This is a genomic window from Clostridium homopropionicum DSM 5847 (assembly GCF_001263795.1).
Taxonomy (GTDB): domain Bacteria; phylum Bacillota; class Clostridia; order Clostridiales; family Clostridiaceae; genus Clostridium_H; species Clostridium_H homopropionicum.
Window position 1 is genome coordinate 48,017 of record NZ_LHUR01000027.1, and the last position, 15,457, is coordinate 63,473.

Sequence of the window (15,457 nt, forward strand, 5' to 3'; positions counted from 1 at the left end):
TCTAAAATTCATATCTATAATAATCAACTTGAAAATCAATCTGAAAGCCACACTTTTTATATAAATTAAAAGCCCTTGGGTTTTCCGAGTCCACATCAAGCACCACTTTATCTGATTTTTTAAATCCCTCAATCAGCGCTGCTTTAACTAGCTCCTTTCCAAATCCTTTTCCGCGATGCGGTGTTGCAATACCTAGACCATAAAGAAAAGAACTTGCTTCTTTATAGTTAAAATCAAAAACTCCTACAGGCACTCCTTCTTTATAAACTATAAATCCCTTTCTATTTTTAAAATTAATTACAGCATCAATAAAATTACTGTCTCCCTCTAATTCAGGGAAAGCATCATGAGTAATTTCTGTAAATATCTCTCTATTTTCATTATTTACCTGAATAAGCTGTAGCTCAGGATATTCTATCAAAGCTTTTGAATTACTATAAGACATCTTGTATTCAGAATGATGTGATTTTACATCTTCAAAGGTTTTTATTACAGAAGCACCTGATTTACTTTTAGGTTCCACAACAAATAAAACTTTGTTTACCCCTGCAGCAAGTAATGTTTCTCTGGCTGTTTGAAACAATTTTTTAAAGTGTCCTTTTCTCCTATGCTCGGGATGTGTAACTGCTTTTATTTCAGCTTCGAAAGAAGTTGGAATAAAAGTAGTTAAAAAAGCAACTAATTCATTATTTTCATATCCCATGTAGAAACATGGCAGTTCCTTATTAAAATTAATTTCATTTGATAAAAAAGCATAATTTTCTAAAGCATCTTCTTTAAAAGCAGCATTTTCTAAATTTAAAATACTAGCCATTTGGTCTCCTGTTAATCTATTTGTCTTTTCAATTATCATGCTATACACCTCATATTAATTTTCATTTTTTTCATGCAATACCTTATTAACGAGATATTTTGCTTCCTCATAATCTCTTTCCTTAACGGAAATAGTGTATTGTGCATCATACTCCATGTTCATTCCAACTCTTTCAAAACTTATCATATCTCTGTCTCTTAAATGTTTCATTAGCTTATAAGCATACTTAATATTGTTTTCTTTAAGAATATTTATTACCTTAGCTACCTCTTCTATTGAATATCCAATGTACATATCTTGTTTATTAAAAAAGATTATTAACTTATCAAATAACTGCATTGAATATCTCTCCTTATAAATTTCATTATTTAAAATATTATAGCTATTGTGCTTTAAGCACTATATGCTCTTCTTTATCTTTCCATTTAATTGTATACTTAATCTCAGCTTTTTCCTCAAGCATTGAACCACCACCGCCGCCAATATCTGCATAACCTTCTTTATTAAGTCCTAGTCCGTTAAAGTTGCCTTTCCCATGTGTAGTATCATATTCAAAGATAATTAGGCCTACGCTGCCTATATCTGTCTTTTTGTATTTGAGTTTAGGATATTGAGCACTGTAGCTATCATAGTGAAGTCCATTTTCATCTTCAATCCAATGCTCATAATATCTTAAAGTAAAGGTTCCTTCCCAATTCTCACTTTCTCCTTTGTAAACTCTTTCTTTACCATCATTCAGAAATTTAAATACAGTATTAGAAATTAATTCTCTTGTCTTAAAAATACTTATAAAATCCTCTTCAGTCTTTGGTATCTCAGAAGGAATGAAAACAATAAGAGCATTTTTAGCATTATAGGGAACTTCTTCAAAAGAATATGAGTTACTATATCTATTAGTTTCATTTAATACTTCTTCTCTTTCCTGAAAAGATTTGAAAATATATATTAAAATAGTGTCTTTATTATCGGCAATTTTATAAATAGAAGGTTTTATTCCTTTTAAATCAAAATCATCAGTTGATTTCAATTTACCTTCCTTAAGATATATATTTTGTTTTTTAAACACTTTAACTATATCATTTAAGGTTAGTACATTATTTTTAAAATTTTCATCTGCCTTGTGTTCTAATATTCCTACTGTTATAGTTAATATTACTATAACAGCTGCTATCCCCCAAACTTTTAATTTTTTTATGGAATTTTTTGAAGTTATAGATTGTGACAAATTTTTAATTAAATTATTTACTTCATATCTACTCATTATTTCAATTTACCTCACTAATTAACTTTTTAATTATTATACTTTTGTCATGTGAAAATTTACTTGTTTGAAATAGTTAATACTCCAGCACTTAGTTTTGGAAGGGATATTAATAAAGCTCCTAAAATTGATATGTTAAATATAGCTGTTTGGATTATGATTCTTCTATCTTTTTTTATTTTATATGACTTAAAATTTAATATATTCATCACTATTAGAAAGCTTAAAAGTCCCAAAGAAAAAATGAAATAAGCTAAAATATTTTTAATCATTATAGTTGATATAATAACCACAAAATATGCTATCCTCTCTTTGAAACATCCTTCAGACCCTTCTCTAAACCTAAATATTAATGAATTGTATTGACCATTCTTATATCTATTAATATCAAATAATACTATTATTAATATTGAAGCTATGGCAATAACCGTCATTGTAATATCCATTACAGTCAACATCATAATTCATCCTCCTGTCTAGTATTACTTCCATTCCATAATATACAAATATTCCTTCTAATATATTTAGGTGCTACTTGGATTCGTATACTATATATAGATTATAAACCACAATTTTACATAATACTATGAAAAAATAGTCCCCCAGTAAAGGACTATTGCAAAATATTGAATCTAAGGCTAAATAAATATTACTTATTCCATTCCAAAAGCTTAATTGAAGAATAATTGTTTGAAGCTGAAGTTGCATATAATAAACTATTTAAGCTTTACAGTTTCTTCTGTTGAAATCTTTATATCAGTAATAAGGTTTTGTATATCTTGCGCAAATATTTCACTAGTATCAATAATTATTTTCCCATTAACTTGAATTTTACCATTAGGTTTAATATTTTTATTTACAATAACTGTCGTTTCCTTACTTAATATTTTATTCTTTATTGACTCATTAATGGATGGTTCAATAGTTTTTATAAAAATATCCTTTCCATTTGTGTTAGTTAGTTCAACTGAATAAGAATATTCCGACTCGCCATTATTATCGGCTAATAAATAACTCAAACTACTGGTTTCAAGCCCCCCTTTTGTCTCAATTTTAAGGCTCAAATTCTTATATCCTAAAATACATATTGATGCACAAAGGCATAGGGTTAATATAATTATTGTTGCTGCTGATTTCTTCGACATATAAATTTTTCACTCCTATTAATATCTAGTGTATAGTACTTTTCTACCTTTTTGAATAGATGGGGCTGAATTAAAGGATAAGTAAGATTTTTAGGTATACTATCAAACAACTTAATTTCGCCTATTTCAGAATCGGGTAATTCTTCAAGGTGCGTAATTTCAGCGCAGAATAGTTGTCCAAATGTTTCACTTTCTCCATTATCTACTGAATAAATGCATACTGGCTTAATATCAAAACATTTTGCTCCTGTTTCTTCAAATAATTCTCTGGAAGCAGCGTTATTAATATATTCATTTTCCTCTCTATGACCACCTGGAATTTCCCATGTAGTTCTCTCTTTATGCTTTACAAATATCCATTTCCCTTTGTATCTTGCCATAATGACTGCATATAAAAGCTTGCTATTCAATTCCTCATTTAAATCATAAAAATTTACCTTTATCATAATTACCTCTCAATTTTTTGCATCAATATTTATATAACTGCAGCTTCTAAAATCGAAAATGATACATTATTACAATCAATTTCTGCTAAAGCACCATAGGGAAGGCATATTTTAGGCTCTGTATGGCCAAAGTTCATATTATATAGAATAGATAGATCTTCTTTATGAAATTCTTTCATAACCTTTTTTATTGCCATTTTATATTCCTCGTAATATTCTTCATCTTGAGGCTTGCCCCAAACAATACCTTTTATTCTGTCTAATATTCCGTTAATACCATAGTTTCTTAGTCCACATTCAATGTACCATGCTGGTGGTTTTTCTTCTGATGTCTCTAAAAATAAAATGGAGTCATCAAAATCCTCAAGTTTCGGAAAAACTTCTGTTCCTCGAAGCATATCTAATACTTCAAAGCACCCTCCAATTAAATGCCCCTGCACAATTCCCTTGCCTTGTAAAAGCTCATAGCCATGATTGGTTTTATACTTTCTTTGAATTAACTTGTTTTTTTCTTCCCAAGGCAAATATTCACTTGTCCATTCCAATGTAGGTTCAATTTTTCCTATGGCTTCTGAACTAAACAATGTTTTTTCTAGATATTCAATAGTATATTGATTCATTGACACATTTTCTGCAAAATCAACCAATAGAGTTGGCCCATAAATACTTGATATACCTGCCTTATAGCAAAATAAATGCGTTGTTGTACTATCAGAATATCCCATAAAAATCTTTGGATTATTACTAATGATATTAAAATCTATATATGGTAGCATACGTATACTTTCAATTCCTCCAATACAAGCAATAATACCTTTGATTGAATTATCTTGAAATGCATTCATTAAATCCTCAGCTCGTTTTTCCGGATGATTATATATAAATTCTGTTCCTGCAAGAGTATGCTTCATTTCAATAACTTCTAAGCCAAAAACCTGTTGAAGGCGTTCTTTCCCTTGGTTGTAGCGCCATAGTATATCGGCATCACCTGCACCTCCCCATGACAAACTAACTAATGCTATTTTATCTCCACGGTTTAACTTACAAGGTTTCTTCAATGTTTTCATATCTATCTTCCCACTTTCTTATCTTCAGCTTGTCTCATATGTATTCAACCTATAGCTGGTTCAAAATTAACATTCTTCCAATTCCATCTTGCCATTTTTTCACTAAAAACTTTGTGCATATCGGTTATAGAATTAATATCTGCATCAATCCATTTATATTTATCATGTTCGTATGATACTTTAACCTCATAATTTTTAGCTTTACATAGATATATAATTCCTGTAATTTGATAATTTTCAGCCAGAAAATTCCAAGTATCTAAAACTCTAATCGGAGTAACTAAAAGACCTGCCTCCTCTAATATTTGTCTTTCCAAAGTTTCTTCAGCAGTTTCTCCAAATTCCATTCTTCCTCCAGGTAGTTCCCAGACATTCTCTTCTACTCCTGTTTTATGCATAATCAAAAATTTGCCTTCGTTGAGTATAAAAGCTTTAACTGCAAAATATATTTTTTTATCTTCCATAATAATTCTTTCTCCCTAATTTATGTTTTATATTAGAATTCGTATTATAAATATATAATGTCTATCTTAAACTTTCTTTTAAAATATGCTTCAATCGATTATTAATCCCATTTGCAAAGAGTCATAGAACTCACCATTAATTAAAAAATCTCTTTTTAAAACTCCTTCTTCTAAGAAGCCAAGCCTCTTATATAAAGATATGCCTCGCGTGTTATCTGTTCTAGTTCTCAAATTAATTTTTCTAATTAATCCAGAATTTTTACTCCATTTAATTAAATATTTTATTAATTCTTCGCCAATCCCATTTCCCCAATATGCTTTAAGTATACTTACGCCAAACTCTCCAACATGAGCATTTCTCTGTCTTGTTCCTCCAGAAAAGTTTAAGTTTCCAACCACTTTCCCATTTACCTCTGCTATAATGAATAATGCATTTTCCTTTTTCAAGGAATTATCAATATATTCTTCTTCCTGTTCAATACTTCTCCCGAACTGATCTCTTCCAAAGGTTAAAAAATCCGATTCACCACCAATTACATTAAGATATTCTATTAATGATTTAGCGTCTGATTTTTTAGCCTTTCTAATTAATACTTTTTCATTATTAACCTTCATTTCTTTCATTAAATATAGCTCCTTATTATTCATTAAATTTATCTGTTTGAAATAGTTAATACTCCAGCACAGTGAGATATTTTTGTATACTCATAAAAATATTTATAATTTAGATCTTTTTTAATTTCTTCTGCTATGAAATAAACTTCATCATTATCCCAGTATTCCTTGTATTTTTCCTTACTTTTTTCAAATTCACTGCTTGTCTCAAAAGATATATCACCTATAAGTATCTTCCCTTTTTCAAATAGTAAAGTAGAAAGTGATTTTATAAAGTCAACTTTTTCTTTATCTTTTAAATGATGAATTGCATAGGTGCTAATAATATAATCAAATTTATAATTTCTAATTTCATATGGTAAGCCTTTAGTAAAGTCCCAATTTATTAACGTTGCATTGGGCATTTTCTGCTTTGCAATATCAATCATATTACTTGAGAAATCAATACCTGTAATATTGCAGCCAGAATTATATAGCTGGGTAGTTAAAATTCCAGTTCCAAATCCAATATCTAAAACCTTAGCATTATCTTTTTCCCTAGCCTGAATAAATATAATTTAATACATCTTTATAGCCTGCAAAGGGATATTCATTGCTTTCCTCACTTAAATTTACGCTCTTATCATAATCATCTGCCCATAAATCAAAACCTTTTCTATCTAACATTCTCATTATCTCCTGTCTATAAATATAAGTTATATAAATTATTTTTAATCACAACCGCTTCCATCTGAGTCTCCGCAGTCACAATTGTTATCTGAACAGCTCTGATCACAGCAATTGTCTGATGAACAATGATCAGTATAACTATCAAAAGAATTATGATTTGCAATATTTTGTAAACTACAAAAATAAAAAAATCACCATTATTATTCCCATTAAATTGCCACCTGATATTTCTTAAATATTACTAAAATAACATTCTTTATATAAGAATATATAATAGAAATACAGTATTGTTACACCTTATAATAAAAAGGTGAATTAATTCAATCACACAGTATTCTCATAGTTAGTATAATTACATTTTTTCAAGTATTTCTTTTATTTCACTCTCATCAATAGGTATAGCATATATGTCGTTTCCAAATTTTTGAACATCACCTATTCCCTTTTGAAATACAAATCTTATTTTGCCATCTCTAACTTTCTTATCAGTATATAATTTTTTGATAAGATTTTCTAAATCTATATAATCTGGTATTGTAATTGGTAAGCAAGCTCTTTCTAGCAAAGTAATAACTCTATCTCTATCTTCGTCATTTATATATCCGAGTTTATTTCCTAAATTAACCTGTGCCACTATACCAATTGATAATGCTTCTCCATGAAGCAGTTTATAATCACTTACAGTTTCAATTGCTCTACCCACAGTATGTCCTAAGTTTAAAATTTCCCTAAGGCTTTTTTCTTTTTCATCATTCATAACCACATTATACTTTATCTCACAGTTTCTTTTTGCTATATGCTCACATGCATCAAAATTACAATTTAAAATGCTTTCTAAGTTATTCTCAATAAATTCAAAAAAAGATTTATCTGCTATACAAGCATGTTTTATGGTTTCTGCTAATCCGCTTATAAGTTGTCTTTTAGGTAACGTCTTCCAAGCTGCAATATCTATATACACTTTAACTGGCTGATTTATTAAACCTATTAGATTAGTAGCAAGATCTGTATCAACCGCAGTTTTCCCACCAATTGAAGCATCTGCCGCAGCTAGGTGTGTCGTTGCAAAGTTAATAAAAGGAACACCTCTTCCATATGTACCTGCTACAAAACCAGCTAAATCAGTAACTACTCCACCACCGACTGCAATAATGCAACAGTCTCTACGATATGACTTTTCTAACATACTGTCTTCAATAAATTCTTTTGTTCTTCTTGTCTTATTTTTCTCTCCTGCTGGAAACATAAACAAATCAGCTTGAAGTCCACTATTCTTTATTTGCTCATATACTTTATTTGCATATAACTTTTCAACTTCACTATCAGTTATTATTGCAAACTTATTTATCCCTTTTACTAAGCCATTCTTTAGATCTTCTATCATTTTATTGATAAGATTAAATCCAATTTCAACATCATAAGAATCATCAATTACTTTTTTTAATTCAACATGAAAATTACTCATTTTTATCTCTCATCCTTATTATAGAAATTATTTTTACCTAGTAGATTACTACAACTGCGTCACAAGAATTTACTCATGCGAGTAATTAATACAATCTAATTAACCAATCTTCACCTGATTTGTTGCGCTCATACATAAATTCACTATAAAAATCCGAATCAAAAACTTTTAATAAATCCATAAAATCACTTACTAATGTATAATCACTTAATGAGTTTCTATCAATCCATTTCATTTCTCCTTCATCAGAAGAAGTTAAAGTACCTTTAAATTTATCGGTCTTAAACAATAATACAATATATCGCTCATCTTCATCTGTCTGAAACTGTTACTATTGCTTTTTCACACTTATCCACTTTTTATCTCCTTACTAAAGCAAATTCAATAATTCTTTTAAAATTAGCTGCAATAAACCAACGTCCTGTTCTTGGAACATTAAGAGTACGCCCAGAATCAAATAAAATGCCTTTAACATTATCCATATTCATATAAATTACCCCCTAGTTTTAAGAATGCTTAATACCCCTTAATCTGAAATTTTATATATTATATCATCACTCTTCATAGGATTATATTTTTTAATATAATAATCCTCAGCAGGAAAATATCTTCGTTCATATTTATCAATTATTTCTTCCGCATCACCTATATATGTGTCTCTAATCAATATCCTTTTTAATCTTTCCTTCCTGGGAATATCAATAAAAATTGTATAATCCAAGAATTTTTCCAACTCTTTTCTTTGCAAAAAAATTCCTTCTAAAATTACAATATAGGGTGCTTTAGCTATTATAGAAATATTTTTATATTCATCAATTTGTTTATTATATATTTCTATATTTTTATTTATATCCTGATTAGTCTTGGCAGGAATTAGAATTTCATTTGTTAAATAGTCGTACCTCCATTGTAAATTATAAAAACAAAGCCATTCCTCTTTTGAATTATCATAACGTACATTCCTTTTATGTATAAAGTCGTCTATATGTAATGTTATAGTATTTAATCCTAATTTTTCAAGTTGACATTGTAAACTATGAACCAAGGTTGATTTTCCTGCACCAGTTCCCCCATCTATCCCAACAACATAATTTTTATTATGATACACATTTTTCTGTATTTCAGCTAATATACTGTCCATATGAATATATCCTTTTCTTTTCTTTAAAATACATTCTGTAAATTGTATATATTTCTATTCCTTCATCTCCATTGACTAAACATCAATTTTAAAACCTAAATTAACTTCACTGGCTGGTTTCCCACCCCATATACCCCAATTGTCTAAAGATGGCTCATGAATTACAATTGTTATATCTGTCCCTTTTATGCCTGGTTCTTTTTCTAAATTATCTACAATTGTAGCATATAAACGCTTTTTAGCCTCTAAACTTCTTCCTTTAAAAGCAGTTATTTCAATCAAAGTAAACTGTTCTGTTTTGGTAGGAGCAATTTCAAAATTCTCTTTCTCCAATTCATATAATCTTTGCATTCTATCATAATCTGGAATTTTAAAAGCTTCCACTAATGCTGAGTGAATACCATCCAGAACCGCCTTCTTGTACTCCGCACTTTTCCCTTTAATAATTTCTACTTTAACTAATGGCATATAATTAAATCCCCCTTACATTTCAAATTAACTTATAATTTAAATAAATATTAACCAACTGAATTCTCAAAATACATTATCCAAATCCAAATAAATACAATAAAGTAAAATGCCATTTTTTGAATTTTTCCCCATATACCTTTTAATCTTATAGAAAATAAAAGTCCTAATATAAATGATATAAATAAAAATACATAAAAATATTTATGTGTACTAAATAACTGTTCTCGAACTTGCCAATATAATACCATATACCATGATGCTGTTGGAAAATTAAATGGTATCCATCGAATACTCATTAATGTTAATAAAATAAAACTTACTATTGTAATACATATTAATTTTTTTATATGTACTCTCTCATGCATATTAGAATTCCCTTTCAAAATATATTGCAGCATTAAATTAATTTCCTTAAAGATTTTTGATAAAGCCTGTTTTTAATCCTTTAATAAATCCTACCTGTTCATAAAATCTTAGTGTTTCATCTTTTTTTGACCCAGTTAAAAGCATAACCTTATAACAATCATTGGCTTTTGCAATTTCTAGCGCCATATTTAATGTTTTTGTTGCGTATCCCTTTTTTCGATAATTTAGATCAGTAATAACATTTTCTATTAATCCATACGCCCGTAAATTACGAGTGAGATTTTTTATAATAGATAAATTACATGAAGAAATTATTTTACTGTCTACTTCGATAACAATATAATATTGATTTGGATCGTTATATATTGAATCCCAAACGCTTTTTAATTCCTTATTATCCTGTACGTCTGGATCTTCAGGATGTAATTGCTTATATAAGCATAACAATTGGTCTAGTTCATCATACTTTATCAACCTTGCTACTTCTGACATTATAAGCCCTCCTTTTTCATTTGGATATTAACTTTTCAATTTCTATGAATTACTTGATTTAAAAGCATTTTATAAAACTTTGTTAGGAATTGCAGCTAACATTTCGAATTTCCAATCCTAGAAGCTTAGACAGCTGTTGACTTGCTTTATATATTTAGATTTCCTCTATAATTGAGCTGCCCTTAGAAATATCACCATTTGTCCACTCCCACTCTTCAAACAATTTAATTCGTCCATCATTCAAAATTTCTGGCGTGGAATTACATTTACCGGTTCGAATTTGTTTTCCCGTGTTTATATGTTGGTAACAAAAATCAAGCTTACCGTCTATATCTGAAGTTCCTATTAAATATCCTTTAACTATTTCTCCACCAAAATACTCTGCCCATATAATATTATCTTGTTGATTATATTTAAATATAGTTTTATTTGAAACTTCGCCATTATCGCTATTTGAAATTGAAGTGAATATACGATTATTGTAATCAATTAAAAAATTTGAGTTTTTAACTGCTTTTAACATTTGATTATAGCAAAGTACATGTCCTTTCGGTGTAACAACTTTATTATATTTTACAGATGTATATCCTCTTTTTTCATATAAACTATAGCCAGGCAGTGAAGCATCTAGAATAATCGTATCATAGCCTTCATTTTCTGCATTATGCTCAAGTTCCTTTAATAACACTGATCCATATCCTCTCCCTTGGAACTCAGGAAGAATAAACATTCTCTTAATTTCATTTTTAAAAATTGAACCTGTTCCAATAATTCTTCCCTGAAGCTCAATAAGTAATATGTATTCTACAGCTAAAGCATTTTTAATATTATCAATAGAATGATGATTAAGAAAAAATTGCACTACATCTATTGGATAATAAAGTGGATAAATCTTAGTTATTGTTGTATGAACAATTTCATGTACTGTATTAAAGTCCTTTAAAGTTGCTTCAATAATTTTCATGTTTTAATCATTCCTTTTTATAACCTATTTTATATGTTCAAGTAAATCCTTTAAAGCATCAGTCCTTAAATATGAATATTCTTTTCCTATTAGGCTGTCTGTATAGTTTATTGCTATTGATTTACCACATTTACTGAAAACACTTACATCCGAATAATAATCTTTCTATAACTGTTAGAACTAATAGCCTGTCGTGACACAACTGTTCTATTTTATGAGTTTTCCCTAGAGGCTTTCTATTTTTATCATATAAATTAGATAATCTATTATTCATCCTTCTATAAATCGATTATAAATCATAATATTACACATTTTCAAATATAAAAAGCCATCAATTAAAACTGATGACCATTAAATGTGTTAAGATATAAAGTTCTCACTAAAATAGTAATTCTCAATCTTGCTTACTAAATTGTCTCTTCCTTGCTCTACTTTATTGATAAAATCTAGCGTTTTTTCGCTCCAACCGGCTATTAAGTTAACCTTGTTTCCAGAGAACTGTTGCGTTCCATAGCCTTGCATATCTATAGCATGAATCCATACCTCTGGATTAATCTTACGCCTGTACTCATCTACATACTTTTGGCATACTACTCTATAGCCACGATTTATTTCATTGTCTGATAGAATTATAATTCTGTCTACAAAAATCTTATTACGTAGTAAGTACCTTATTGACAAAGAAATATCTGTGCCACCACCTTGTACCCTTATAGAATTAGCATTGGCTATTATTCCATTTGAAGTTGATAAATTGCTCATATAAATGTTAGTATCAAATGTAGTTGTTATAGTTTCCTCACATATATAATTAGCCAGTGCCATCATTAGAACAGCTATTTCAGCGCAGGTCATATTACTTTTCTTGCTTATAGGACAATTCATTGAACCAGATACATCTGCAGAGATTAGAGTCTTACCTAAAAGCTTTTCAATATTTGCTGTAGAATGCTTTATGGCTGTTTCTAAAGTATCGAAAATCCTTGAAGTACCTATTCCTTCTCTCATTAACATCTTGTAGGCTGAATAATATCTAAATGGAAGTAGCTTGCTCTTTTCAACGTTATGCTTTTCTGCTAAAAACTCATATACCTTATTTATATTTGATACATTAGCCTTTATTATATTTCTCAAATTGCGCAGCATAGCCATATATCCCAGGTTCTTGTTTTCAATAAGTTCTTCCCAAACTTCCTTAGAATTCCCTCTTGCTGAAAGCTGAGTTTCCCATGTAATTGGAGTTTCCAGTTTACCTTCAAGTAATCTTTTATACATATCATTCTGTTTCTCATCTTTTGCCTTAGGATGCACTATGCACATTATATCCTTAATCTTAACCGAACCATCTCGGTTGTATTTAGCTAATTGATATTCATCAAATGTAGATAGTCTATCAGAAAGCCCCTTCTTCATAGAATTTGGTATTGGCTTACCATAAGTATTAATGTAATATGACAGTATTTCAGTCATATCATCTACTCTTTCAATACTTTTGTTCATGGCTCTTCTAACATAAGCTTTTCCAGACTGAAATCTTGCAAGCTCTCCAATTAGTACATGAGATATGCTCCTTAAATGCATTTCTTTCCTTGCATATATACAGAGGTTTGCTACAAATCTTGGATCTTCCTTTATAACTTCCCTAACAGTTTGAACCAAGGTCTCTGAATTATCTCCGTAAAATTTATCTTCATTAAACAAACTAGTTAACACCTGTGTAACCAATTTTTCTTTACTTTTCATTTCATAAGCCTCATGACCTGATATATTCAAAGTTTTCTCTGTTCTTATCCAATTAAATTTTGACATTGTAACACCTCCTAGTATAATTACTTAAGCTTCATTTTTTAAATTTTCGCTCGGGAGAAAATTGGACGTGTATTTGCAGATTCGAACTGCGGATCAAAAATCCCTACCAAGAAGTAACACTTTCCTTCACTACCCGAGCTTTTATTTTAGAAACTTTGAGGGAGAAAAGCTATTCAAGTATTATGTGCTCTACCAACTGAGCTATTTACTCACTAAGTGAGTGAAACCGGAATCGAACCGGTGGCACCATCGACCCAAACGAAGTAACTCAAATATGCACTGCCCTTGTTTCTATGCTATTATTATAATCTCTTTAGATAACTAGTTACAGACAAAAAACTTGCAATAATTTACTTAAATTGAATAAAAAAATAAAGGAGCCAAATTACCCTTTGACTCCTTATACTTCTTACTCTCCTGCTTTGAAGTTGTAAATTGGCTTTATAATTTTCAGTATTTCTACAGTTTCTTGAATATTGTTTAATATTTCTTCTATTGGCTTATAGGCCATTGGTGCTTCATCAAGGGTAGAGTAATTTACTGAGGTAGTGTATATCCCCTCCATAGACTTTTTGAATTCCTCCAAAGTTAAGTTCTCCTTAGCCTTGCTTCTACTCATGAGTCTTCCAGCGCCATGTGGAGCAGAATAATTCCAATCAGCGTTTCCTTTTCCAAAGGCAATTATGCTTCCATCCCTCATATTTAAAGGAATCAAAACCTTCTCTCCTGCATAAGCTGATATACTTCCTTTTCTTATGATGTTATCTTTAAAGTTTATATAGTTGTGCACAGTATGGAAATAGTCAAAGTCACTAAGTTTTTTCCTAAGCAGCTTATTTAGTATAGCACTTGCCATAGCTTCTCTATTTAACGCAGCATATTCCTGACAAATACTCATATCATTAAGATACTTTTCTCTATACGTTCCAGTTAAAAAACATAATTCCTTAGGATAATTAGGAAGCATACCTTCATATTTTGCCTTAAGTTCCTTCAATGCATTTTGTATAAGCTTCCTTTTTCCTTCTTTCTTATAATCTGATATGATTTTCTCCCTTTGTTCATAATAATCTTCTTTTCCGGAACAAATATCTATAGCTAGTTTTTGATAAATCTCCGCTACCTGCTTTCCTAGGTTTCTGCTTCCAGAGTGAATTACCAGATAAATATTATCTTCATCATCCTTATCCAATTCAATAAAATGATTCCCTCCACCAAGGGTTCCAATGCTTCTCTCGATTCTCTTTGTATCAGATAATTCTCTGAAACAGAACAGTTCCTGAAGTTTTGGGAATTTTACTTGTCTGCCTTCATGTACTGATGTACCAGAAGGTACATTCCTTCGAACAACGTGATCCAATTCATCTAAATTAATATCAAGCTTTCCAAGTTCTATAGTGGTCATTCCACAGCCTATATCTACCCCAACTATATTAGGAATAACCTTATCGCCTAAATCAGCAGTAAACCCTATTACGCACCCTTTACCAGCATGGGTATCAGGCATTATTGCAATATTACTATCCTTGCAAAATTCCTGATTGCATAACTCAATTACTTGAGAGATCACTTCTGGTTCCAATTTATCTGTAAAAACTCTTGCAGTATTGTGTTTTCCCTTTATTTCTATCATCTTTTTTCCATCCTCTTCTAAAATATCACAGCCATTTAATTCAAGTGCTCGTCTTATTCTTGTAATTATCTCTTCCTTGATGCCCTGTGGAGATACAACCTTAACATATGGCCCTAAAGCTAATATTTTTCTTATTATTTCATCTTCTTCAAAGGTGTAATAGAAAAGCTTCATCTCATATTTATCTTTTTCAATGCACCTTGAATATCTTTCAAGTTCCGAAAAACTCATAAAGCATCTTTCCATAGCTGCCTTCTTATCAGTTACCTCAAGAATAATTGGATCTTTTGAATATCTATTTTCATGAAGGAGCTTTATGACTTCATTTCTATTAATCTCAGCCTTTCGATCTTCTTTTATCTCAATATCGGTCATTGAAAATATATTTGCCATTATTGATCTATTTTCATCCAAGGAGTATAATGAAACTCTGAACCTTCCATCCTTAATAGAATATTCCAATCTTATGGGTAAAGCATGCCTATCACAATACTTATTCCCAAGCCTGTCATTATTGCAATACTTTATAGGTTTTTCTTCTATAATTGCCTTCAGTAGTGTTCTGAAGTTTTCTTCATATTGCTCTGTATTTGCAAGACCTGGTAGCACAGATGTGTTTGTATTATCTATGATAT

The 15,457-nt window shown here is 29.9% G+C and carries 21 protein-coding genes; all 21 read right to left on the reverse strand.

Going from position 1 to position 15,457, the window contains the following annotated elements:
* Nucleotide 1: 1 nt before the first annotated feature.
* The 21 genes from CLHOM_RS11370 to CLHOM_RS18535 all read right to left on the reverse strand — a co-directional run bounded on the left by CLHOM_RS11370 (nucleotide 2) and on the right by CLHOM_RS18535 (nucleotide 14,822).
* Nucleotides 2-853 carry a GNAT family N-acetyltransferase gene (locus tag CLHOM_RS11370; protein ID WP_052221816.1) on the reverse strand — a complete coding sequence of 284 codons (852 nt, stop codon included), beginning with the start codon at nucleotides 851-853 and terminating at the stop codon, nucleotides 2-4.
* Between the two features lie 15 nt (nucleotides 854-868).
* Nucleotides 869-1,153 carry a hypothetical protein gene (locus tag CLHOM_RS11375; protein ID WP_052221817.1) on the reverse strand — a complete coding sequence of 95 codons (285 nt, stop codon included), beginning with the start codon at nucleotides 1,151-1,153 and terminating at the stop codon, nucleotides 869-871.
* Nucleotides 1,154-1,196: 43 nt separating this feature from the next.
* Nucleotides 1,197-2,075, reverse strand: coding sequence for a hypothetical protein (locus tag CLHOM_RS11380; RefSeq protein ID WP_052221818.1), 879 nt, complete (start codon nucleotides 2,073-2,075; stop codon nucleotides 1,197-1,199).
* 59 nt (nucleotides 2,076-2,134) lie between these two features.
* Nucleotides 2,135-2,536, reverse strand: coding sequence for a hypothetical protein (locus CLHOM_RS11385; RefSeq protein ID WP_052221819.1), 402 nt, complete (start codon nucleotides 2,534-2,536; stop codon nucleotides 2,135-2,137).
* Nucleotides 2,537-2,791: 255 nt separating this feature from the next.
* Complete coding sequence (locus tag CLHOM_RS11390) at nucleotides 2,792-3,220, reverse strand: hypothetical protein (RefSeq protein ID WP_052221820.1); 429 nt, start codon at nucleotides 3,218-3,220, stop codon at nucleotides 2,792-2,794.
* Complete coding sequence (locus CLHOM_RS11395; protein ID WP_052221821.1) at nucleotides 3,193-3,666, reverse strand: NUDIX hydrolase; 474 nt, start codon at nucleotides 3,664-3,666, stop codon at nucleotides 3,193-3,195. Before CLHOM_RS11395 ends, CLHOM_RS11390 begins: the two co-directional genes overlap by 28 nt.
* A gap of 29 nt (nucleotides 3,667-3,695) precedes the next feature.
* Nucleotides 3,696-4,733, reverse strand: a complete 1,038-nt coding sequence (locus CLHOM_RS11400) for a S66 family peptidase (RefSeq protein ID WP_052221822.1) — start codon at nucleotides 4,731-4,733, stop codon at nucleotides 3,696-3,698.
* A gap of 44 nt (nucleotides 4,734-4,777) precedes the next feature.
* Nucleotides 4,778-5,197, reverse strand: coding sequence for an NUDIX hydrolase (locus CLHOM_RS11405; RefSeq protein WP_052221823.1), 420 nt, complete (start codon nucleotides 5,195-5,197; stop codon nucleotides 4,778-4,780).
* Between the two features lie 90 nt (nucleotides 5,198-5,287).
* Nucleotides 5,288-5,821 carry a GNAT family N-acetyltransferase gene (locus tag CLHOM_RS11410; RefSeq protein ID WP_052221824.1) on the reverse strand — a complete coding sequence of 178 codons (534 nt, stop codon included), beginning with the start codon at nucleotides 5,819-5,821 and terminating at the stop codon, nucleotides 5,288-5,290.
* Between the two features lie 29 nt (nucleotides 5,822-5,850).
* Nucleotides 5,851-6,369: a methyltransferase domain-containing protein gene (locus CLHOM_RS11415; RefSeq protein WP_200903914.1), complete on the reverse strand. Its 519-nt coding sequence runs from the start codon at nucleotides 6,367-6,369 to the stop codon at nucleotides 5,851-5,853.
* Nucleotides 6,350-6,478, reverse strand: a complete 129-nt coding sequence (locus CLHOM_RS18805; RefSeq protein ID WP_278321732.1) for a hypothetical protein — start codon at nucleotides 6,476-6,478, stop codon at nucleotides 6,350-6,352. The genes CLHOM_RS11415 and CLHOM_RS18805 overlap by 20 nt, the downstream gene beginning before the upstream one ends.
* A 355-nt stretch (nucleotides 6,479-6,833) precedes the next feature.
* Complete coding sequence (aroB, locus tag CLHOM_RS11420) at nucleotides 6,834-7,946, reverse strand: 3-dehydroquinate synthase (protein WP_052221825.1); 1,113 nt, start codon at nucleotides 7,944-7,946, stop codon at nucleotides 6,834-6,836.
* 85 nt (nucleotides 7,947-8,031) lie between these two features.
* On the reverse strand, nucleotides 8,032-8,235 hold the full coding sequence (locus tag CLHOM_RS17930) for an NUDIX hydrolase (protein ID WP_074782825.1): 204 nt from the start codon (nucleotides 8,233-8,235) through the stop codon (nucleotides 8,032-8,034).
* A gap of 70 nt (nucleotides 8,236-8,305) precedes the next feature.
* Complete coding sequence (locus CLHOM_RS18810) at nucleotides 8,306-8,434, reverse strand: hypothetical protein (RefSeq protein WP_278321733.1); 129 nt, start codon at nucleotides 8,432-8,434, stop codon at nucleotides 8,306-8,308.
* A 38-nt stretch (nucleotides 8,435-8,472) separates the two neighbouring features.
* Nucleotides 8,473-9,087, reverse strand: coding sequence for a nucleoside/nucleotide kinase family protein (locus CLHOM_RS11425; protein WP_052221826.1), 615 nt, complete (start codon nucleotides 9,085-9,087; stop codon nucleotides 8,473-8,475).
* Nucleotides 9,088-9,162: 75 nt separating this feature from the next.
* Nucleotides 9,163-9,555 (reverse strand): tautomerase family protein, encoded by a 393-nt coding sequence (locus CLHOM_RS11430; RefSeq protein ID WP_052221827.1) that lies wholly within the window; start codon nucleotides 9,553-9,555, stop codon nucleotides 9,163-9,165.
* Between the two features lie 414 nt (nucleotides 9,556-9,969).
* Nucleotides 9,970-10,416: a GNAT family N-acetyltransferase gene (locus CLHOM_RS11440; RefSeq protein ID WP_052221829.1), complete on the reverse strand. Its 447-nt coding sequence runs from the start codon at nucleotides 10,414-10,416 to the stop codon at nucleotides 9,970-9,972.
* Between the two features lie 154 nt (nucleotides 10,417-10,570).
* On the reverse strand, nucleotides 10,571-11,380 hold the full coding sequence (locus CLHOM_RS11445; protein ID WP_052221830.1) for a GNAT family N-acetyltransferase: 810 nt from the start codon (nucleotides 11,378-11,380) through the stop codon (nucleotides 10,571-10,573).
* A gap of 130 nt (nucleotides 11,381-11,510) precedes the next feature.
* Nucleotides 11,511-11,654 carry a hypothetical protein gene (locus CLHOM_RS18360; protein ID WP_161803219.1) on the reverse strand — a complete coding sequence of 48 codons (144 nt, stop codon included), beginning with the start codon at nucleotides 11,652-11,654 and terminating at the stop codon, nucleotides 11,511-11,513.
* 86 nt (nucleotides 11,655-11,740) lie between these two features.
* Nucleotides 11,741-13,189 carry a TROVE domain-containing protein gene (locus CLHOM_RS11450; RefSeq protein WP_052221831.1) on the reverse strand — a complete coding sequence of 483 codons (1,449 nt, stop codon included), beginning with the start codon at nucleotides 13,187-13,189 and terminating at the stop codon, nucleotides 11,741-11,743.
* Between the two features lie 409 nt (nucleotides 13,190-13,598).
* Entirely contained in the window at nucleotides 13,599-14,822 is a 1,224-nt protein-coding gene (locus tag CLHOM_RS18535) for an RtcB family protein (RefSeq protein ID WP_052221961.1), read from the reverse strand.
* Nucleotides 14,823-15,457: the final 635 nt, after the last annotated feature.